The sequence below is a fragment of the Staphylococcus sp. FSL W8-1268 genome, from assembly GCF_038003965.1.
GTDB lineage: Bacteria > Bacillota > Bacilli > Staphylococcales > Staphylococcaceae > Staphylococcus > Staphylococcus hominis.
Window position 1 is genome coordinate 1,201,430 of record NZ_JBBOQE010000001.1, and the last position, 20,091, is coordinate 1,221,520.

General features: G+C 29.3%; 24 protein-coding genes and 1 riboswitch. Of the genes, 21 read left to right on the forward strand and 3 right to left on the reverse strand.

Annotated elements, in window-relative coordinates; all coding sequences use genetic code 11:
* The first annotated feature begins 2 nt into the window (after nt 1-2).
* The 9 genes from comGA to gcvPB all read left to right on the forward strand — a co-directional run bounded on the left by comGA (nt 3) and on the right by gcvPB (nt 8,247).
* On the forward strand, nt 3-977 hold the full coding sequence (gene comGA, locus NST64_RS06165; RefSeq protein WP_002449861.1) for a competence type IV pilus ATPase ComGA: 975 nt from the start codon (nt 3-5) through the stop codon (nt 975-977).
* Nucleotides 949-2,013: a competence type IV pilus assembly protein ComGB gene (gene comGB, locus NST64_RS06170; protein WP_002455292.1), complete on the forward strand. Its 1,065-nt coding sequence runs from the start codon at nt 949-951 to the stop codon at nt 2,011-2,013. The genes comGA and comGB overlap by 29 nt, the downstream gene beginning before the upstream one ends.
* Before the next feature lie 18 nt (nt 2,014-2,031).
* Nucleotides 2,032-2,343 carry a competence type IV pilus major pilin ComGC gene (comGC, locus tag NST64_RS06175; RefSeq protein ID WP_002449700.1) on the forward strand — a complete coding sequence of 104 codons (312 nt, stop codon included), beginning with the start codon at nt 2,032-2,034 and terminating at the stop codon, nt 2,341-2,343.
* The gene (comGD, locus tag NST64_RS06180; protein WP_107632516.1) at nt 2,333-2,767 is read left to right on the forward strand and encodes a competence type IV pilus minor pilin ComGD; all 435 of its coding nucleotides are present in this window, start codon (nt 2,333-2,335) and stop codon (nt 2,765-2,767) included. Before comGC ends, comGD begins: the two co-directional genes overlap by 11 nt.
* A gap of 191 nt (nt 2,768-2,958) precedes the next feature.
* Nucleotides 2,959-3,456 carry a competence protein ComG gene (locus tag NST64_RS06185; protein ID WP_002449908.1) on the forward strand — a complete coding sequence of 166 codons (498 nt, stop codon included), beginning with the start codon at nt 2,959-2,961 and terminating at the stop codon, nt 3,454-3,456.
* 164 nt (nt 3,457-3,620) lie between these two features.
* On the forward strand, nt 3,621-4,130 hold the full coding sequence (locus NST64_RS06190; protein ID WP_002449809.1) for a shikimate kinase: 510 nt from the start codon (nt 3,621-3,623) through the stop codon (nt 4,128-4,130).
* A riboswitch (glycine riboswitch) is annotated at nt 4,127-4,248 on the forward strand. Its footprint overlaps the gene before it by 4 nt.
* Nucleotides 4,249-4,321: 73 nt before the next feature.
* A complete protein-coding gene (gene gcvT / locus NST64_RS06195; protein ID WP_002488553.1) occupies nt 4,322-5,413 on the forward strand; it encodes a glycine cleavage system aminomethyltransferase GcvT in 1,092 nt (363 codons plus the stop codon).
* A gap of 16 nt (nt 5,414-5,429) precedes the next feature.
* Nucleotides 5,430-6,782, forward strand: coding sequence for an aminomethyl-transferring glycine dehydrogenase subunit GcvPA (gcvPA, locus tag NST64_RS06200; RefSeq protein WP_002455298.1), 1,353 nt, complete (start codon nt 5,430-5,432; stop codon nt 6,780-6,782).
* Nucleotides 6,769-8,247 (forward strand): aminomethyl-transferring glycine dehydrogenase subunit GcvPB, encoded by a 1,479-nt coding sequence (gene gcvPB, locus NST64_RS06205; protein WP_002455299.1) that lies wholly within the window; start codon nt 6,769-6,771, stop codon nt 8,245-8,247. The genes gcvPA and gcvPB overlap by 14 nt, the downstream gene beginning before the upstream one ends.
* An 83-nt stretch (nt 8,248-8,330) precedes the next feature.
* Here the strand turns inward: gcvPB and NST64_RS06210 are convergent, their stop codons facing one another.
* Nucleotides 8,331-8,717 (reverse strand): rhodanese-like domain-containing protein, encoded by a 387-nt coding sequence (locus tag NST64_RS06210; RefSeq protein WP_002449897.1) that lies wholly within the window; start codon nt 8,715-8,717, stop codon nt 8,331-8,333.
* Between the two features lie 150 nt (nt 8,718-8,867).
* Here NST64_RS06210 and NST64_RS06215 point away from each other — a divergent pair, with 150 nt between their 5' ends.
* On the forward strand, nt 8,868-9,698 hold the full coding sequence (locus tag NST64_RS06215) for a lipoate--protein ligase family protein (protein WP_002449762.1): 831 nt from the start codon (nt 8,868-8,870) through the stop codon (nt 9,696-9,698).
* 51 nt (nt 9,699-9,749) lie between these two features.
* Here NST64_RS06215 and NST64_RS06220 read toward each other — a convergent pair whose 3' ends face one another.
* Both NST64_RS06220 and NST64_RS06225 read right to left on the reverse strand, forming a co-directional pair.
* Nucleotides 9,750-9,965: an SA1362 family protein gene (locus NST64_RS06220; protein ID WP_037554422.1), complete on the reverse strand. Its 216-nt coding sequence runs from the start codon at nt 9,963-9,965 to the stop codon at nt 9,750-9,752.
* Between the two features lie 16 nt (nt 9,966-9,981).
* A complete protein-coding gene (locus tag NST64_RS06225; RefSeq protein WP_049418407.1) occupies nt 9,982-10,563 on the reverse strand; it encodes a hypothetical protein in 582 nt (193 codons plus the stop codon).
* 100 nt (nt 10,564-10,663) lie between these two features.
* On the opposite strand from NST64_RS06225, the gene NST64_RS06230 reads away from it, so the two are divergent.
* From NST64_RS06230 to recN, 11 genes are all read left to right on the forward strand, one after another.
* Nucleotides 10,664-11,722 carry a M24 family metallopeptidase gene (locus NST64_RS06230; protein ID WP_002455301.1) on the forward strand — a complete coding sequence of 353 codons (1,059 nt, stop codon included), beginning with the start codon at nt 10,664-10,666 and terminating at the stop codon, nt 11,720-11,722.
* A 27-nt stretch (nt 11,723-11,749) separates the two neighbouring features.
* Nucleotides 11,750-12,307, forward strand: coding sequence for an elongation factor P (efp, locus tag NST64_RS06235; RefSeq protein ID WP_002449752.1), 558 nt, complete (start codon nt 11,750-11,752; stop codon nt 12,305-12,307).
* Between the two features lie 258 nt (nt 12,308-12,565).
* On the forward strand, nt 12,566-13,042 hold the full coding sequence (gene accB, locus NST64_RS06240) for an acetyl-CoA carboxylase biotin carboxyl carrier protein (RefSeq protein WP_002449862.1): 477 nt from the start codon (nt 12,566-12,568) through the stop codon (nt 13,040-13,042).
* A complete protein-coding gene (gene accC, locus NST64_RS06245) occupies nt 13,042-14,397 on the forward strand; it encodes an acetyl-CoA carboxylase biotin carboxylase subunit (protein ID WP_002449758.1) in 1,356 nt (451 codons plus the stop codon). The genes accB and accC overlap by 1 nt, the downstream gene beginning before the upstream one ends.
* Before the next feature lie 12 nt (nt 14,398-14,409).
* Entirely contained in the window at nt 14,410-14,769 is a 360-nt protein-coding gene (locus NST64_RS06250) for an Asp23/Gls24 family envelope stress response protein (RefSeq protein ID WP_049336135.1), read from the forward strand.
* A gap of 32 nt (nt 14,770-14,801) precedes the next feature.
* On the forward strand, nt 14,802-15,188 hold the full coding sequence (nusB, locus tag NST64_RS06255) for a transcription antitermination factor NusB (protein WP_049418403.1): 387 nt from the start codon (nt 14,802-14,804) through the stop codon (nt 15,186-15,188).
* Nucleotides 15,189-15,208: 20 nt separating this feature from the next.
* Nucleotides 15,209-16,546: an exodeoxyribonuclease VII large subunit gene (gene xseA / locus NST64_RS06260; RefSeq protein WP_002449838.1), complete on the forward strand. Its 1,338-nt coding sequence runs from the start codon at nt 15,209-15,211 to the stop codon at nt 16,544-16,546.
* Nucleotides 16,539-16,769 carry an exodeoxyribonuclease VII small subunit gene (locus NST64_RS06265; RefSeq protein ID WP_002449791.1) on the forward strand — a complete coding sequence of 77 codons (231 nt, stop codon included), beginning with the start codon at nt 16,539-16,541 and terminating at the stop codon, nt 16,767-16,769. The genes xseA and NST64_RS06265 overlap by 8 nt, the downstream gene beginning before the upstream one ends.
* Nucleotides 16,747-17,628, forward strand: a complete 882-nt coding sequence (locus NST64_RS06270) for a polyprenyl synthetase family protein (protein WP_049418401.1) — start codon at nt 16,747-16,749, stop codon at nt 17,626-17,628. Before NST64_RS06265 ends, NST64_RS06270 begins: the two co-directional genes overlap by 23 nt.
* Before the next feature lie 261 nt (nt 17,629-17,889).
* A complete protein-coding gene (gene ahrC, locus NST64_RS06275; RefSeq protein ID WP_002449839.1) occupies nt 17,890-18,342 on the forward strand; it encodes a transcriptional regulator AhrC/ArgR in 453 nt (150 codons plus the stop codon).
* 15 nt (nt 18,343-18,357) lie between these two features.
* Nucleotides 18,358-20,031 carry a DNA repair protein RecN gene (recN, locus tag NST64_RS06280; protein WP_107632309.1) on the forward strand — a complete coding sequence of 558 codons (1,674 nt, stop codon included), beginning with the start codon at nt 18,358-18,360 and terminating at the stop codon, nt 20,029-20,031.
* Nucleotides 20,032-20,091: the final 60 nt, after the last annotated feature.

Consider the following 20,091-nt stretch of genomic DNA (forward strand, 5'->3'; position numbering starts at 1 on the left):
TTTTGAAATTATTATTTCAAGAAATAATTAATAAAGCAATTTCAAAAAATGCAAGTGACGTACACTTTATTCCTTCAGAGGATAAAGTACATATTAAATTCAGAGTGAATGATAGGTTAGAGACGTATGAAATATTTAGTAATGACATTTATGAAAAATTATTAATTTATATGAAATTTAAAGCAAATTTAGATGTATCAACACATCAAGTAGCTCAAAGTGGTAGATATACTTATCATGCTAAATCAATATTTTATTTAAGAATTTCTACTTTACCTTTGTCATTAGGAATAGAAAGTTGTGTTATCAGACTTATCCCTCAATATTTCACTTCTAAAAGAGAGTATAAAGACTTTAATGACTTTAAACCTCTAATGAATAAAAAGCAAGGTCTCATTTTACTTACTGGTCCAACAGGTTCAGGTAAAAGTACTTTGATGTATCAATTAGTACTCTATGCTTTTCAAGAATTAAATTTAAATGTTATTACAATAGAAAATCCTGTTGAACAATTATTAAAAGGCATAACACAAGTGTCAGTAAATCATAAAGCTGGTATAGATTATGTTAATTCATTTAAAGCAATATTAAGATGTGATCCAGATGTTATTTTAATTGGTGAAATTAGAGATGCTGAAGTGGCAAAATGTGTTATTCAAGCAAGTTTAAGTGGTCATTTAGTACTAACCACTATGCATTCAAGCAATTGTAAGGGCGCAATACTCAGATTGTTAGAGATGGGGATTAGTGTTCAAGAAATTTCACAAGCAATAAATGTCATTTCAAATCAAAGATTAGTTACAACTACTTTAAATCAAAGAAAGCTTGTTTGTGAGTCTATTACAAATAATCAAATTCAATATTTTTTTGAACATAACCATACGCTTCCTGAGACATTTAATAATTTAAAAGAAAAATTGTTATCGCTATCGAAAGAAGGTCTTATATGTGAAGATGTGGTTGAAAAATATATTTAACAAACATTCTAAAGTTCTTAGCGAAAATCAACAAATTATACTTCTAAATAATTTGAATAACTTACTTAAAAGTGGATTTACATTATTAGAATGTTTTAATTTTATAAATTTGTATTTTAATTATAAAAATAAAAATATAGCAAATAAGATAGTTAAAATAATAAAAACGGGAGGAGAATGCGATCAAATATTAGAATTAATAGGCTATCCTAAATCTATTATCACTCAAATTCAATTTGCGCAGAAATATGGGAATATAAATGAAGCACTAGAGGAAGCAATGAATTATTTAAAAACAAATCTTCAAGCTAAACAACGAATATTAAAAGCTATTCAATATCCCATTATTTTAATTGCAATATTTATAACTATGTTAAGTATATTAAATTATACAGTTTTACCTCAATTTAAACATCTGTATTCAATGATGGATGTTAAACTCAATTTATCACAAACTATTATTACATATTTAATTAGTCATTTACCACAAATTTTTCTTTTTGTTTTTTCTACTTTACTAACTTTATCCATCATTATATTTATCTTTCTTAATAAATTAGATATATCCAAAAAACTTACATTCATTTCTTACATACCAATTGTACGTTTTTATTATTCGACTATAAAAACATATCAACTTGCTAATGATTTAGCTTTATTTTATAAAAATGGTATTAGTATTCAACAAGTCGTAGATATGTACATTCATCTACAAAACAACTCATTTTTGAATTATATTGGTATCGTTATTCAAAATGAACTAAATAGAGGCATTAATTTACCCAATATTTTGATTAAAATACCATGTTATCAATATGATTTAATACAGTTTATTAAGCAAGGTGAGAAAAACAATAAATTAGATATTGAGTTGAAAATGTATTGTCAAATATTAATTCAAAGGCTCCAACAAACAGCTTTAAAACAATCAAAAATGATCCAACCTATCGTATTTATATTCTTAGGAGCCTTTATAGTCAGCTTGTATCTAGTAATCATGTTACCCATGTTCCAACTTATGCAAAATATTAAATAAAGTAAAATGGAGGTTTTTATGAAAAAATTCAAACATAAATTAAAAGCTTTTACTTTAATCGAGATGTTACTTGTACTATTAATAATTAGTGTTTTACTCATTCTTATTATTCCAAACATAGCTAAACAAATGGCACATATTCAATCAACAGGATGTGAAGCACAAGTGAAAATGGTCAATAGTCAAATTGAAGCTTATACTTTAAAACATAATAGAGTTCCTAATTCTATTGAGAACTTAATAACTGAAGGGTTTATAAAACAAGGGCAATCATCTTGTAAGTCTGGAGAAACTATCAGTATTAAAAATGGAGAAGCAGTTGCAGAGTAAGAGTATTAAATCATTCACTTTTATAGAGAGCCTATTAATCATTTTGATTTTAACAATCTTACTTAATGTAACGTTAAGGGTAAATGTATTTAACAATATTTCTTTGTCAGACGATATAAAAGCAACACAATTTGTTAATCAATTAGAATATTTTAAATCTAAAGCGATGCGTAATCATCAATCTATTACATTGTTAATTTCAAAACATTCCTCAATTATAAAAGTAATAGAAGCACATGGTGGTCGGTACAATTACAATATTGAAGATGGAAAAATAGTTGAAGTTAAAAATTTAGGGAAAATTACTTTTAATAAAGAAGGAAGAACAAATCAGTTTGGCTCTTTAATATTGAAAATTAATCAACATCAATATAAATTAATCATTAATATTGAAAAAGGAAGAATTAGATATTTTAAAATTTAAAGCAGTGTTACTCATCGATAGTTTATTTAGCTTATATATATTCACTACTATAGTTTTTACTTTAATTCCACTACTAATCAGTTTAAATCATACATTAAAAAGAGAATACCAAATTGTTGAAATCAAGCAAACCATAATGAGTAGTATCAACCATTATGATAAAAAAACCATTTCAAAAGGTATAAATTTAGGTGATTATCATATTAAACTTTATTCCAATAAAATATGTGGACTTCACAAAGAAACTGAAATCGAATCATGCGTTAAATATTAAATTAAAATCGTTCACTTTAATAGAAATGTTAGTTTCATTATTTTTAACAACAATGATGTTAACATTTTTTCCTCAATTAATTAAATTGACTCATTCCTATTTATACGAGTCATATAATAGTTATCAAACAGAATATGCTTTTTTTCAGACAAATATAACTCAAATTATTTCGAAAAAACATCATGCCCTTATAATTAAGGATAAACATACAATTATCATTGATAATGAATCGTCTAAAGATTATATAGAATTTAAAAACAACAAACTATTTTACAAAATTAATGGAAATGGCAATATCGTTTTACTAAATAACGTCATCAATGCAGAATTTCAAATTTTACCTTCTAACATCATAAAATTAAATCTAAAAATAGGTGATAAAAACGACTACTATGAAAAAAACTTATTTTTATAAAATGAAAGGATATATAAGTAGCTATACATTATTTATTCTTAGTATATATTTGATAATTATATCTACTTATTCTGCTCAATATAGTATAAAATTAAAAACAATACATAATATTCAAATATATTATGATAGTATAATAAGTGATAAACTTAAGAGAGGTGATTAGGATGACTCATTCTTATTTACCACTTATATTAACAGGCTTTATGGGTACTGGTAAAAGTACTATTGGTGAATATTTGGCTTCAAAATTATACTATTCATATATTGATTTAGATACATATATAGAAATGAAAGAATTTAAAACAATACCAGATATTTTTAATGAAATTGGTGAAAAAGGATTTCGTAAGTTAGAATATAACTATTTAAAGGATTGTATTGGTAAATACGATATTATATCAACGGGAGGAGGGATTATAGAAAACGATGATTCTATCTCACTTTTAAAAAATAAAACAGTTATTTGGTTAGATTGTGATATTGATATTATCTATCATAGAATTGCTAATGATCCACATAGACCAAATGCGAAAAACAAAAGTGAAAAACAATTAAAAGACTTGTATTTATCGAGAGTTTCAAGATATAATGAAATCGCATCCACAAAAGTAGATAGTAGTAAAACAATTGAATGTGTATATAAAACAATTTTAAATCATATACCATGCGAATGATCAGTATTAGAGAGAATAACTTGAACTGATTCTATAGTTGTTTTGAAATTATGTCATGTTATCGCCGAAGGTGCAAGTAAACTACGAAACTCTCAGGCAAAAGGATAATACTGTTACGCAGTCCTGGATTTGTTATTTAGACAGGGTAGCTTCTGCTACTCTGCTTTTTTTATAAAATAGGGGGTTTTTAAATGACAAGCGAATTAAAAAAGACACCATTATATGAAACTTATGTAAATAGTGGTGCTAAAATAGTTGAATTCGGTGGGTGGGCTATGCCTGTCCAATTTACTAGTATTAAAGAAGAACATAACGCAGTTAGATACAAAGTGGGTATGTTCGATGTAAGTCATATGGGAGAAATTTTAATTGAAGGTGAAAATGCTAGTAAATTTGTTCAATATTTACTTTCAAATGATACTACTAATTTATCTGAAACTAAAGCTCAATATACAGCTTTATGTAATGATGAGGGTGGTATTATTGATGATTTAGTAACATATAAAATTGCTGATAACAAATACTTATTAATTGTTAATGCAGCCAATACTGATAAGGATTTCGAATGGATTCAAAAACATCAATCTAAATTTAATGCTGCTGTAACAAATGTGTCTGAACAATATGGTCAATTAGCGATTCAAGGTCCTCAAGCAAGAACTTTAGTAAGTGAACTTGTTGATGTTGATGTAAGTGAAATGAAGCCTTTTGAATTCAAACAAAATGTAACTATCTTTGGAAAAAATGTTATCTTATCTCAATCTGGATATACAGGTGAAGATGGTTTTGAAATTTATTGTAATTCAAATGATACAGTTGACATTTGGAATGGTTTTATTGATAAAGGCGTTGTACCTTGTGGTTTAGGTGCAAGAGATACACTTAGATTAGAAGCTGGTTTACCTCTTCATGGACAAGATCTCACTGAATCAATCACGCCTTATGAAGGTGGAATTGGTTTTGCTGCTAAACCTTTAATTGAAGATGAATTTATTGGTAAATCTGTTTTAAAAGATCAAAAAGAGAATGGGTCAAAACGACGTACTGTGGGTTTAGAACTTATAGATAAAGGCATTGCAAGAACGGGTTATACAGTAATGAATCTTGACGGAAAAGAAATAGGTGAAATTACTTCAGGAACTCAATCACCTTCTTCAGGAAAATCAATTGCTATGGCTATTATTGATCGTGATGAATTTGAGTTAGGTAAAGAATTACTAGTTCAAGTTCGTAAAAGACAATTAAAAGCTAAAATTGTTAAGAAAAACCAAATCGAAAAATAACTAAGGGGTGTGCAATGTGAGTCATCGTTATATACCATTAACTGATAAAGATAAAAAAGAAATGTTAGAAACAATTGGAGCAAATTCAATTACCGAGCTCTTTGGAGATATTCCAAAAGATATTTTACTTAATAGAGATTTAAATATAGATAGTGCAGAAGCTGAAACTTCACTTTTAAGAAGATTGAATACTATTGCAAATAAAAATATTACTAAAGAAACACATGTGAGTTTTTTAGGTGCAGGAGTATATGATCATTACACACCTGCAGTAGTAGACGCTATGATTTCTCGTTCTGAATTTTATACTGCTTATACACCTTACCAACCTGAAATTTCTCAAGGTGAACTACAAGCAATTTTTGAATTCCAAACATTAATTTGTGAACTTACTCAAATGGATGTCGCAAATTCATCTATGTATGATGGCATAACTAGCTTTGCCGAAGCTTGTATATTAGCTTTTAATCATACTAAAAAGAACAAAATTGTAGTATCTAAAGGTCTCCATTATCAGGCTCTACAAGTATTAAAAACATATATTAAAGTAAGAAAAGAATTTGAAATTGTTGAAGTTGATTTAAATGGAACGATTACTGACTTAGAAAAATTAGAACAAGCAATTGATGATGATACTGCAGCAGTTGCTGTACAATACCCTAACTTCTATGGAACAATTGAAGATTTAGAAAAAATTCATTCTTATATTGAAAATAAAAAAGCGTTATTCATTGTTTATTCTAACCCATTAGCATTAGGCGTTTTAACACCTCCAGGACAATTTGGAGCAGATATTGTTGTTGGTGATACACAACCATTTGGTATTCCTACTCAATTTGGCGGTCCTCATTGTGGTTACTTTGCTACTACTAAAAAGTTAATGCGTAAAGTTCCTGGCAGATTAGTAGGACAAACGCAAGATGATGAAGGTAATAGAGGATTTGTTCTTACTTTACAAGCTCGTGAACAACATATTCGTCGTGATAAAGCCACATCAAATATTTGTTCAAACCAAGCATTGAATGCTTTAGCATCCTCAATTGCTATGTCAGCTCTTGGTAAACAAGGTATTTATGATATTGCGGTTCAAAACTTAGAACATGCTAATTATGCTAAAAATCAATTTAAAAATAACAGTTTTGAAGTCCTAGATGGTACATCTTTTAATGAATTTGTTGTTAAGTTTGATCAACCTATCAAAAATGTAAATAAAAAATTAGCAGAACATGGTTTCATCGGAGGCTTTGACTTAGGTGAAGTTTCATCAGACTTTGACAATCATATGTTAATTGCTGTTACTGAATTAAGAACTAAAGAAGAGATTGATACATTTGTTGAGAAAGCTGGTGAGCTAAATGACAGTAAGTAAATCTAGTCCATTAATTTTTGAAAGATCTAGAGAAGGTAGATATGCATATTCTTTACCGCAAAGTGATATTAAAACTGACTCTGTTGAACGTATTTTAGATGATAAATTTATTCGTAAAAATAAAGCAGAGTTTCCTGAAGTGGCAGAATTAGATTTAGTACGTCATTACACGGAACTTTCGAATAAAAACTTTGGGGTAGATTCTGGATTTTATCCTTTAGGTTCTTGTACTATGAAATATAATCCAAAAATCAACGAAAAAGTTGCTCGTATTTCTGGATTTGCAGAATCTCATCCACTACAAGAGGAAGAACAAATTCAAGGTTCATTAGAAATTATTTATAGTTTACAAGAAGAACTAAAAGAAATTACAGGTATGGATGAAGTAACTCTACAACCAGCAGCAGGTGCTCATGGTGAGTGGACAGCTTTAATGATTTTTAAAGCATATCATATAAAAAATGGTGAAGGCCATCGTAATGAAGTTATTGTTCCAGACTCTGCACATGGTACAAACCCTGCATCAGCTTCATTTGCTGGATTTAAATCAGTAACTGTTAAATCTAATGAACGCGGTGAAGTTGATATCGAAGACTTAAAGCGTGTCGTTAATGAAAATACCGCTGCTATTATGTTAACTAACCCAAATACTTTAGGTATCTTTGAAAAAAATATTATGGAGATTCGTGAAATTGTTCATGAAGCAGGCGGGTTACTCTATTATGATGGAGCAAACTTAAATGCTATTATGGATAAAGTTCGCCCTGGAGATATGGGATTTGATGCTGTGCACCTAAACTTGCATAAAACTTTCACAGGTCCTCATGGCGGTGGTGGTCCTGGTTCAGGTCCAGTCGGCGTAAAAAAAGAATTAGCAAGTTATTTACCAAAACCAATGGTGATTAAAGACGGTGATACATTTAAATATGATAATGATATTGAAAATTCAATCGGTCGGGTAAAACCATTTTATGGTAACTTTGGTATTTATTTAAGAGCTTATACGTATATTAGAACTATGGGTGCACAAGGATTAAAAGAAGTGTCTGAAGCAGCTGTCTTAAATGCGAACTACATTAAAGCACGATTAAAAGATCGTTATGAAATCCCTTATGAACAATATTGTAAACATGAATTTGTCTTAAGTGGATCTAAACAAAAAGAATATGGTGTCCGTACTCTGGATATGGCAAAACGTTTACTAGACTTTGGTGTACATCCACCAACAATTTACTTCCCGCTAAATGTGGAAGAGGGTATGATGATTGAACCAACCGAAACTGAATCTAAAGAAACTTTAGACTACTTCATTGATGCAATGCTTCAAATTGCAGACGAAGTTGAAAGTAATCCTGATAACGTATTAGAAGCACCTCATACAACTATCATTGATAGATTGGATGAAACAACTGCAGCTCGTAAACCTATTCTTAAATTTGAAGATTTACATCAAGAAAAACTTTAATATTGTAAATAGTTTAATGGATGATTTAATTTCAGAAATAATAAAACTCTCAAGAAATTTCTTGAGAGTTTTATTTCTGATAATTATTTTTTAGTTTTAATTTTACCAGTCCATTTTTTATAGCCGCCTTTAAGCATGTATAAATCTTTATATCCATTTTTTTTCAAAATGCGAGCAGCACGATAACTGGCAATACCATTTGCATCACAAAGATATACAGGTTGATCTTTACGTAAACCTTGAAATCTTTGTCTAAACATAGATATTGGAATATTGCGAGCACCATTAATATGACCATAATCATAATCAACTTTTTCACGTACATCAATGACTTGGGCTTTTCTTAAACCTTTATGAAATTCGTTTTGATCTAGTTCAGTTACAGCTCGTCGATTAAGAAAGAAATTTCCAACCATGTAAAGGATTATTAAAACTATAATTATTAATGCTATAATCAAAGATACATTCATATTGCATCCTCCCTAATTAACCGATATTATTAATTATAAAGGTGTTAGCTCAATTTATCAAAATTTTTTTATTGTTTCATATTATTGATACATTCTAACGTAATATTAACGTTGAATTTATATAAATTAAGTTGTGATTGGAGTTTTTATATGACTGAAACATGGAATTTTATCAATACTGGAAGCCATGACCCCTATTATAATATGGCGATGGATGAAGCCTTATTAAATTTTGTTTCAAGAGGGGAAATTGATCCTGTAGTTAGATTTTATACTTGGGATCCTGCTACCTTATCTGTAGGTTATTTTCAAAGATTAAAAAAAGAAATTGATATCGATAAAGTGAAAGAAAAAGGATTTGGTTTAGTTCGCCGTCAAACTGGTGGTAGAGGCGTTTTACACGACAAAGAATTAACATATAGTGTTATCGTACCTGAATCTCATCCAAATATGCCTTCTACAATTACTGAAGCTTACCGTGTCATTTCAGAAGGACTTTTAGAAGGCTTTAAATTATTAGGATTTGATGCTTATTTTGCTATTCCACGTTCTAAAGAAGAAAGAGAAAAATTAAAACAACCAAGAAGTGCCGTTTGCTTTGATGCTCCAAGTTGGTATGAACTGGTCGTTGAAGGACGTAAAATTGCAGGTAGTGCACAAACACGTCAAAAGGGCGTTATTCTTCAACACGGATCACTACTTCAAGATGTAGATGTAGACGAATTATTTGATATGTTTATTTTTAAGAATGATCGCTTGAAAGAAAAAATGAAAAAAGCTTTCGTAGATAAAGCTGTAGCAATAAATGATATATCAGATAGACACATCTCTATTGAAGAAATGGAAAAAGCATTTGAAGAAGGATTTAAAAAAGGATTAAATATTGAATTTAAACCACTATCTCTAACTGAAAATCAATTAGCCGAAGTAAAAGTGCTTGAAGAAAAATATCGTTCAGAAGAGTGGTTATATAAAAAATAGAAATAAAACAAGGAGGCTTAAGAGTACTAATACTCTTGAACCTCCTTGTTTTTATTTTCGTTGTCTTTTTTTATATTTTCGAACTGCTCTTCGGTATTTTCTCTGATCTTCTGTAAGGAAGAAAAAATAATAGATAAAGTAAATAATAAGAGCAATCATTATAAGTGTGAAAATTGATTTCATGAACGTCATTACAAAAATATTTAGATTTAGCAGTAAACCTATAGCTGCTATAATTAAAACGAAATAAAATATAATATTTTTCAACTAAACAACTCCTATTTTATGAACTACTAGAAACATTAATCTGTGATAACTTCATCTTACCTTGATTTATTTTCTTTTTATTATTAGATTCATAGCCATTTTTAATATCTTTAAAACCAGATTGAAGATTTTTGTTTATTTGTTTAATATTTTTGTCTTCGTTAGTATTATCATTTGATATATTACCTTTATCTGTATCACTTTTATATTTACTGTAGGCATCATCTATATCATTTGATAATGAATTTAGCTTTTCAAGATTTTGATTTTTATCATCTTTTTTTGTTTTATTTAAATCAAGTTGATTAAATTTATCGATAATCTTAGCAATATCTTGATAATAATTTGAAGAAGCTTGTAAAAAATTAGCTTCATTATTATTATCAACAGTTTTAGATACATTCTTTTTATCTTTATTTAATGCTTCTAACTGAGATTTTTGATTATTTATATCTTGATTTAGTTGTTGAATTTTTAATTTTAAATTATGATTCTCATCTCTTAAATTGGTTGTTTTATCTTCTAAAGGTCCTAAATTTTGAGAGCCACAGCCAACCAAAAACAAAGAAGCTCCTAAAATCGTTAATAATCTTTTCATGTAAATCTCCCTAAATCAAAATATCTTTAATATTTTAAGTATGTTATTATTTTAATGTATATAATAAAAATGTACAAACGTTATACAAGGAGTGGGTTAAATGGATAAATTAGCTAAAGTTCGTCATATATTAGAAAGTGAAAATCTTGATGCTCTTGTTATATTATCTGACTATAATAGACGTTATATTTCTGATTTTACCGGAACAAGTGGCGCTTTAATTATTTCTAATAATGAAAATAAGTTGATTACAGATTTTCGTTACATTGAACAAGCCACAAACCAAGCCACTCATTTTGAAATTGTAAATCGACGTAGTGGGATTATTGATGAGATAAAAGAAATTATAGAAAACAAGCAGTATAAAACAGTAGGTTTTGAAGGTCATTTAGTTAGCTATGATACGTTTCGAGAATTAAGCCAAATTGATACGAATTACGTAAGTATAGGCAATGCCATTGAAAAAATTAGAGAAGTTAAATCACCTGAAGAAATCGATAAAATAAAATATGCGGCTAAGATCGTGGATGATACTTATAACTACATTTTAAACATTGCAAAAGTTGGAATGACTGAAAGAGAGTTAAAAGCATTGCTTGAAAGCAAAATGTTAGAACTAGGCGCTGATGGTCCATCATTTGATACAATCGTTGCTTCTGGTTATAGAGGGGCTTTGCCTCATGGAGTTGCTAGCGATAAAGTAATCGAAAAAGGTGACATGATTACTCTTGATTTTGGTGCATATTATAGAGGATACTGTTCAGATATTACTAGAACATTTGCGATTGGTGAACCTGATAAAAAATTGAAAGAAATCTATAATATCGTGCTTCAGTCTCAAATAAAGGCAATTGAAGAAATCAAGCCAGGTATGACAACTAAGGAAGCTGATGCATTATCTAGAGATTATATTAAAGCACATGGTTATGGTAATGAATTTGGTCATTCTTTAGGTCATGGTATTGGTTTAGATATTCATGAAGGTCCAGTATTATCTAAAAACACTAATGATACAGTTCAAGTTAATAATTGTGTTACTATTGAACCAGGTATTTATGTAGATGGTCTTGGTGGAGTGCGTATAGAAGATGACATTTTAATTACTGAAAATGGGTGTGAAGTCTTTACTAAATGCACAAAAGACCTTATTATTTTATAGTAAGCGTATAATTGAGGAGGAAACTGAATGATTTCGGTTAATGATTTTAAAACAGGTTTAACTATTTCAGTAGATAATGGAATTTGGAAAGTAATTGATTTCCAACACGTAAAACCAGGTAAAGGTTCTGCTTTTGTTCGTTCTAAATTACGTAATTTAAGAACAGGCGCTATTCAAGAAAAAACTTTCCGAGCTGGTGAAAAAGTAGAACAAGCGATGATTGAAAATCGTCGTATGCAATATTTATATGCTGATGGAGATACTCATGTCTTCATGGATAATGAAACATTTGATCAAACAGAATTATCTGGCGATTATTTAAAAGATGAATTAAAATATTTAAAAGCGAATATGGAAGTTCAAATTCAGTCATATGAAGGCGAAACGATTGGTATTGAATTACCAAAAACTGTTGAACTTGAAGTTACTGAAACAGAGCCAGGTATTAAAGGTGATACTGCAACTGGTGCTACAAAATCTGCTACAGTTGAAACTGGTTATACTTTAAATGTACCATTATTTGTTAACGAAGGCGATGTGTTAGTTATTAATACAAGCGATGGCAGTTACATTTCAAGAGCATAATTAATAATTTTAAAAATTTAAATTAAAACAGGTTAATGCATATTTAATTATGGATTAACCTGTTTTTATATAAATGATTAAAAAGAATAATCAATATTTTAGTATCTAAGTTTTAATATAAATTTACTATATTATAATTACTTATATACTTTTTTAATCATAAGTTAGATCTCAGTTAAATGAACACGCTTGAATTGAATTTCACACTCAAGTAAAATAGATGGGTAGATGAAAACTAAGTCGAGGAGTCATTAAATTATGAACTTTAAAGAAATTAAAGAATTAATTCAAATTCTTGATGAATCAAGTTTAACTGAAATTAATATAGAAGATAATAAAGGTAGCGTAGTTAATTTAAAAAAACAAAAAGAAACTGAAATTATTACGCCTCAATATTCACAACAACCAACAGTGATGGCATCTCAACCATCAGTACAAACACCAATGGCAAATGAAATGTCTCAAACTAGTGAAGTAAACCAAGAAAATGAAACGTCAAACTACGAAACAATTAATGCTCCGATGGTCGGGACTTTTTATAAATCCCCATCACCTGAAGAGGAAGCTTATGTACAAGTTGGGGATAAAGTCACTAATGATTCAACTGTATGTATCTTAGAAGCCATGAAATTATTTAATGAAATTCAAGCAGAAGTTACAGGAGAAATCGTTGAAATTTTAGTTGAAGACGGACAAATGGTAGAGTATGGCCAGCCGTTATTTAAGGTGAAATAATGAAAAAAGTATTAATTGCAAATCGTGGTGAGATTGCAGTTAGAATTATTAGAGCTTGCCATGATTTAGGTATTCAAACTGTTGCTATATATTCTGAGGGAGATAAAGATGCATTACATACTCAAATCGCTGATGAAGCATATTGTGTCGGTCCAACTCAGTCTAAAGATTCATATTTAAATATTCCAAACATCCTATCTATAGCAACTTCAACAGGATGTGAAGCAATTCATCCAGGTTATGGATTTTTAGCCGAAAATGGGGATTTTGCTGAACTTTGTGAAGCTTGCCAATTAAAATTTATTGGACCAAGTTATCAATCCATTCAAAAAATGGGTATTAAAGATGTAGCTAAAGCTGAAATGATAGCCGCTAACGTGCCTGTAGTACCAGGAAGTGATGGATTAATTGATTCGATTGAAGATGCTAAAAAAGTGGCTAAACAGATAGGATATCCAGTTATTATTAAAGCTACTGCTGGTGGCGGAGGTAAAGGAATTCGTGTTGCACGAAATGAGAACGATTTAGAAAATGGTTACCGTATGACACAACAAGAAGCTCAAACAGCTTTCGGTAATGGTGGATTATACTTAGAAAAATTCATTGAAAATTTCCGTCATATTGAAATTCAAGTGATTGGTGATCAATTCGGTAATGTCATTCATTTAGGCGAACGTGACTGTACAATTCAAAGACGTATGCAAAAATTAGTAGAAGAGTCACCTTCGCCAATACTTACAGATGAAAAACGTAAAGAGATGGGTAAAGCCGCTATTCGAGCAGCTAAAGCAGTGAATTATGAAAATGCTGGTACTATAGAATTCATATATGATTTAAATGAAAATAAATTCTATTTTATGGAAATGAATACACGAATTCAAGTAGAACATCCAGTTACTGAAATGGTAACAGGTGTAGACTTAGTGAAATTGCAATTAAAAGTTGCTATGGGAGAACCGCTACCTTATACGCAAGATGATATTACAATAAATGGCCATGCCATTGAATATAGAATTAATGCTGAAAATCCTTATAAAAATTTTATGCCTTCACCAGGTAAAATCACACAATACCTTGCGCCAGGAGGATACGGAGTAAGAATCGAATCAGCATGTTATACAAACTATACGATTCCTCCTTATTATGACTCAATGGTAGCAAAATTGATTGTGCATGAACCTACCAGAGATGAAGCAATAATGACTGGGATTCGAGCACTAAGTGAATATTTAATTCTAGGAATAGATACAACCATTCCATTCCATCTTAAATTAATGAATAATGATATTTTTAAATCTGGAGATTATAATACAAACTTTTTAGAAAAGTATAATATTATGGCTGAGAGTGAATAGGAGGATAAAACAATGGTAAATGTAGCAGATTATTCACATGCTAATTTAGGTAAAGTAGAAATTGTACCAGAAGTTATTTCAGTAATAGCAAGTATTGCTGTTTCTGAAGTTGAAGGAGTGACTGGGCATTTTTATGAACTAAAAAAGAGTAATATTGAAAAAATAAGTCGTAAAAATTTAAATAAAAATTTAAAAGTTAATACTAAAGATGATGGTATTCATATTGATGTTTATTGCTCTATTAAACATGGAATAAAAATAGCTAAAGTTGCAAGTAAAATTCAAACTTCTATTTTTAATTCCATTAAAACAATGACTGCTATCGAACCCAAAGAAATTAACATTCATATCATGCACATCACAACTGAATAAATTAAAGTTACCATAATACAAAGGAGTTTCTTATGAGTCGCAAAGAATCAAGAAAACAAGCATTTCAGACATTGTTTCAACTAGAAATGAAAAATACAGATTTAACAATCAATGAAGCTATAAATTTTATAAAAGACGATTATCCAGACTTAGATTTTGAGTTCATTCATTGGCTTGTTACAGGAGTGAAAGATCATGAACAAGTTTTAGATCAATCAATTGAACCAAAATTAAAAGACTGGTCTATACAACGATTATTAAAAACGGATCGTATTATTTTAAGAATGGCTACCTTTGAATTGCTTCATAGTGATACGCCTCCTAAAGTCATCATTAATGAAGCAGTAGAGCTAACAAAACAATTTAGTGATGATGGTCATTATAAATTTATAAACGGTGTCTTAAGTAATATAAAATAAACATATTTGAGTGATGAATCATGTCAGAATATTTAAGTGTCTCTACTTTAACTAAATATATTAAATATAAATTTGATCAAGATCCACACTTGCAATCTATCCTATTAAAAGGTGAACTCTCAAACTTTAAAAAACATTCTAGTGGTCATCTTTATTTTAATGTGAAAGATAAAAATAGTGTGATAAGTGCTATGATGTTTAAGGGAAATGCTTCTAAACTAACATTTGATCCTAAAGAAGGAGACGAAGTTTTATTAGAAGCTCGAGTTTCGGTTTATGAACGTAGAGGAAATTATCAAATTTATGTTAATAAAATGGAAATTGACGGTATAGGAAATTTATACCAAAAGTTAGAGCAATTAAAAGAAAAACTAAATAAACAGGGGATTTTTAATCAAAATCATAAAAAAGCAATCCCTAGATTCCCTAAAAAGATTGCTATTCTTACAGCTGATACTGGAGCAGCAATCAGAGATATTCACACTACTATAGATAGTAGATACCCTCTAGTAGAAAAAATATCAATTAGTACATTAGTACAAGGTATTAATGCTAAAAATGATATTATTGAAAAAATTAAGTATGCAGATACTTTAGGAGTAGATACCATCATTCTAGGCCGTGGAGGCGGCTCTATTGAAGATTTATGGAATTTCAATGAAGAAGAAGTTGTTCGAGCTATATATGAGTGTCATACACCAATTATCTCAGCTGTAGGACATGAAACTGATTTTACTTTAAGTGATTTTGTAGCAGATATGAGAGCAGCAACTCCTACTCAAGCTGCTGTTATCGCTACACCAGATCAGTACGAACTCATTCAGCAAATACATCAGTATCGATTTTCTCTTACTAAAAGTATTAAACAACTAATAGAAAAACAACATAAACAATTAGATTATTTATCATCTTATTATAAATTTAAGCAACCTACGTTGTTATATGAACAACAGATTCAACGAAGAGATGATTTAGAAAAAAAACTAACACAACGTTTAACGTTAAATATTGAAAAAAAAAGAAACAATATCACTGTATTGCGTCAACATTTTAATATAAGAAGATTAAATGATTCAATTGTACAATATCAAAAAATGATCCGTAATAATGAAAATAGATTAATAAATTTAACATATAACTTAATTAATCATAATAAAGCTAATTTAAAGAATAAAATTGAGCAATTAAATCAACTTAGTCCAACTAATACAATGTTAAGAGGATATTCAATTATTAATAAGGACAATAAAGTCATTACAAGCACACACGATTTAAATGAACAAGATGAAATCACATTATCAATGAAAGACGGTAATATAGACGCTATAGTTAAGAAAGTAAGGTGTGAAGATGAGTAAAGAACAACAAAGTTTTGAAGAAATGATGAAAGAATTAGAAAGTATAGTTCAAAAGTTAGATAATGAAACTGTTTCATTAGAAGAATCTCTTGATTTATATCAACGTGGTATGAAATTATCATCTGCTTGTGACAAAACTTTGAAAGATGCTGAAAATAAAGTAAATCAATTAATCAAAGAAGAAGCAAAGGATGAAGATGATGTTGAAGAAATCAATGAATGAATTGATTGAAATTATAAATAATAATCTTGACGGTATTATAAAATCGTCTCCTTTAAATACTAAACTAGAGGAGGGTATGCAATATTCACTTGATGCTGGTGGTAAAAGAATTCGTCCAGTGCTTGTATTACTCACTTTAGAAGTGTTAAATGAAAATTATAAAAAAGGTTTACAAACCGCACTGGCATTAGAAATGATTCATACTTACTCACTTATACATGATGATTTACCTGCAATGGACAATGATGATTTTAGAAGAGGAAAATTAACAAATCATAAAGTGTATGGAGAATGGAAAGCGATTTTAGCGGGAGACGCCTTACTAACAAAATCATTTGAACTAATTGCAAATGATAAAAACTTAGATGCTGAAACAAAAGTAAAAGTTATTTCAAGACTAGCACATGATAGTGGCAATCTCGGCATGGTCGGTGGCCAAACCTTAGATATGGATAGTGAGAATACTCCAATAGAATTACATACTCTAGAGCAAATTCATAAGGCAAAAACTGGGGCTCTTTTAAAATTTTCTATTTTAAGTGCTGCGGATATTGCCAATGTAAACAAAGAAATTTTAAATACATTAGATTGTTTCAGTGAACACTTAGGCCTAATGTTTCAAATAAAAGATGATTTATTAGATGTTTATGGTGATGAGAAAAAATTGGGTAAAAAAGTAGGAAGCGATGTAGAAAACCATAAAAGTACTTATGTTTCTTTACTTGGTAAATCAGGCGCTGAAGAAAAACTAAAATATCATAAAGATGCTGCAATAGATACAATTAATCAATTGAAACCACAATATGATGTTGAACCGCTTCTAGAAATTGTAGATTTATTTTATTCACGTGACCATTAATAGTTAGAGTTTTTCTCTTTAAAGATTACTAAGACAATAATCTTTAAAGAGTTTTTTGTTTTAGTAATCTACTTTTAATGATTTAAAATGCATAAATGTATATAAATTTAAATTTAATTTAAATAGGAAATATGATAATACGTATCATAAATAATAATATCATTCTTCAAATCAACCTTTCTAAAGGATAACTTTAGTAGTAGTTAAAATAACGTTGTGTTAAAATCATTGTATAAATATTCGAAACTAGGAGTGTTCATAATGGCAAAAAAATCTGTAAGACATATAAAAATAAGAGAAATTATTTCAAGTGAACAAATTGAAACACAAGATGAACTTGTAAAACGTCTAAATGAATACGACCTAAATGTTACTCAAGCGACTGTCTCTCGTGACATTAAAGAATTACAATTAATTAAAGTACCTGCTTCATCAGGACAGTATGTATACAGCCTTCCCAACGATAGAAAGTACCATCCTTTAGAAAAATTAGGTAGATACTTAATGGATTCATTTGTAAATATTGAAGGAACAGGAAACTTACTCGTACTAAAAACGCTTCCTGGTAATGCTCAATCTATCGGAGCAATCTTAGATCAAATTGATTGGGATGAAGTATTGGGAACTATTTGTGGTGATGATACCTGTCTATTAATATGCAGAGATGAAGAAGCAAGTCATACAATTAAAACAAGAATTTTCAATTTATTATAAGGATGCGATTAATCTATGTTACAAACCTTATCAATAAAGCAATTTGCAATTATAGATGAACTCGAAATTCATTTTTCTGATGGTTTAACTGTGCTTAGCGGTGAAACTGGATCTGGTAAATCAATTATTATAGATGCAATAGGCCAACTTATTGGTATGCGTGCCTCTTCTGATTTTGTAAGACATGGAGAGAAAAAAGCAATTATCGAAGGGATTTTTGATATTGATAATAGTAAAGAGGCCATTTCAGTTTTAAATGCGTTAGATATTGATATTGATGAAGACTTTCTATTAGTAAAAAGAGAAATTTTTAGTTCGGGAAAAAGTATTTGTCGTATTAATAATCAAATTGTTACGCTTCAAGATTTAAGAAAAGTGATGCAAGAACTTTTAGACATACATGGTCAACATGAAACGCAAACGTTATTAAAACAAAAATATCATTTAAAATTATTAGATGATTATGCTGAAAATCAATATAGTAGTGTTAAAGAACAATATGAAACTACATTTAATGAATATAAAGAAAAGAAAAAAGAACTTGAAGAGTTACAGTCTGCTGATCAAGCATTATTGCAACGTCTTGATTTAATGAAGTTTCAATTTGAGGAATTGCAAGAAGCCTCTCTAAAAGAAGGTGAAATTACTCAATTAGAATCTGATATAAAACGAATCCAGAATTCTGAAAAATTAAGTTTAGCATTAAACAATGCACATGTCACACTTACAGATGAACATGCTATCACTGACCGTTTATATGAATTAAGTAATCATTTACAAACTATTGATGACATTATTCCAGGTAAATTTAAAAAACTTAAAGAGGATATTGATCAGTTCTACTATACCTTAGAGGATGCTAAACACGAACTATACGATGAAATGTCAAATACTGAATTCGATGAACAATTACTTAATGAATTAGAATCTAGAATGAACTTACTGAATAATCTTAAACGTAAGTACGGTAAAACTATTGATGAACTTATTACTTATCAATCTAAATTAGAAAGTGAAATTGCTAAGATTGAAAATTATGAAGAAAGTACTTCTCAATTAAAAGAAGAAATTGACCTACTCTATGAAAAAGTAATAAAATATGGACAGTCATTATCGAAGGAAAGACGAATTGTAGCTCGAACGTTACGGGATCATATCGTGGCTGAAATTCAAAATTTACAAATGAAAGATGCTAACCTCGAAATTTCATTTCAGCCATTAGAAACTCCTACAATAGAGGGAATTGAATTTGTAGAGTTTCTCATTAGTCCTAACAAGGGCGAACCACTTAAAAGTTTAAATAAAATAGCTTCTGGAGGAGAACTTTCTCGTATTATGCTAGCGTTAAAAAGTATATTCGTTGAATCAAGAGGTCAAACTGCTATTTTGTTTGATGAAGTTGACTCGGGTGTTTCTGGTCAAGCAGCTCAAAAAATGGCTGAAAAAATGAGAGATATTGCAAAATATATTCAAGTTATTTGTATATCTCACTTACCGCAAGTAGCTTCTATGAGTGATCATCACTTATTAATTAGTAAATTGTCTAAGAATGATCGTACAACAACTCAAGTGAAAGAGTTAAAAAAAGAAGATAAAATTAACGAAATTGCCCGTATGATTTCTGGAGCAAGTGTAACTGAATTAACAAGAGAAAATGCTAGAGAAATGATTGCTCAAAATCATAAATAGTTTATAATTAAATAATTTAAATTAAGGTTGGATGTCGAAAAGAAATAGAACATATTGAGT

Excerpts from the sequence above, each read along its gene's own strand:
- accC (WP_002449758.1), top strand. The coding sequence starts at position 13,042 with ATGAAAAAAGTATTAATTGCAAATCGTGGTGAGATTGCAGTTAGAATT.
- NST64_RS06265 (WP_002449791.1), top strand. The coding sequence starts at position 16,539 with ATGAGTAAAGAACAACAAAGTTTTGAAGAAATGATGAAAGAATTAGAA.
- NST64_RS06225 (WP_049418407.1), bottom strand. The coding sequence starts at position 10,563 with ATGAAAAGATTATTAACGATTTTAGGAGCTTCTTTGTTTTTGGTTGGC.
- NST64_RS06230 (WP_002455301.1), top strand. The coding sequence starts at position 10,664 with ATGGATAAATTAGCTAAAGTTCGTCATATATTAGAAAGTGAAAATCTT.
- NST64_RS06190 (WP_002449809.1), top strand. The coding sequence starts at position 3,621 with ATGACTCATTCTTATTTACCACTTATATTAACAGGCTTTATGGGTACT.
- NST64_RS06215 (WP_002449762.1), top strand. The coding sequence starts at position 8,868 with ATGACTGAAACATGGAATTTTATCAATACTGGAAGCCATGACCCCTAT.
- NST64_RS06210 (WP_002449897.1), bottom strand. The coding sequence starts at position 8,717 with ATGAATGTATCTTTGATTATAGCATTAATAATTATAGTTTTAATAATC.
- xseA (WP_002449838.1), top strand. The coding sequence starts at position 15,209 with ATGTCAGAATATTTAAGTGTCTCTACTTTAACTAAATATATTAAATAT.
- comGC (WP_002449700.1), top strand. The coding sequence starts at position 2,032 with ATGAAAAAATTCAAACATAAATTAAAAGCTTTTACTTTAATCGAGATG.
- gcvT (WP_002488553.1), top strand. The coding sequence starts at position 4,322 with ATGACAAGCGAATTAAAAAAGACACCATTATATGAAACTTATGTAAAT.
- nusB (WP_049418403.1), top strand. The coding sequence starts at position 14,802 with ATGAGTCGCAAAGAATCAAGAAAACAAGCATTTCAGACATTGTTTCAA.
- gcvPB (WP_002455299.1), top strand. The coding sequence starts at position 6,769 with ATGACAGTAAGTAAATCTAGTCCATTAATTTTTGAAAGATCTAGAGAA.
- NST64_RS06250 (WP_049336135.1), top strand. The coding sequence starts at position 14,410 with ATGGTAAATGTAGCAGATTATTCACATGCTAATTTAGGTAAAGTAGAA.
- recN (WP_107632309.1), top strand. The coding sequence starts at position 18,358 with ATGTTACAAACCTTATCAATAAAGCAATTTGCAATTATAGATGAACTC.
- efp (WP_002449752.1), top strand. The coding sequence starts at position 11,750 with ATGATTTCGGTTAATGATTTTAAAACAGGTTTAACTATTTCAGTAGAT.
- accB (WP_002449862.1), top strand. The coding sequence starts at position 12,566 with ATGAACTTTAAAGAAATTAAAGAATTAATTCAAATTCTTGATGAATCA.
- NST64_RS06270 (WP_049418401.1), top strand. The coding sequence starts at position 16,747 with ATGTTGAAGAAATCAATGAATGAATTGATTGAAATTATAAATAATAAT.
- ahrC (WP_002449839.1), top strand. The coding sequence starts at position 17,890 with ATGGCAAAAAAATCTGTAAGACATATAAAAATAAGAGAAATTATTTCA.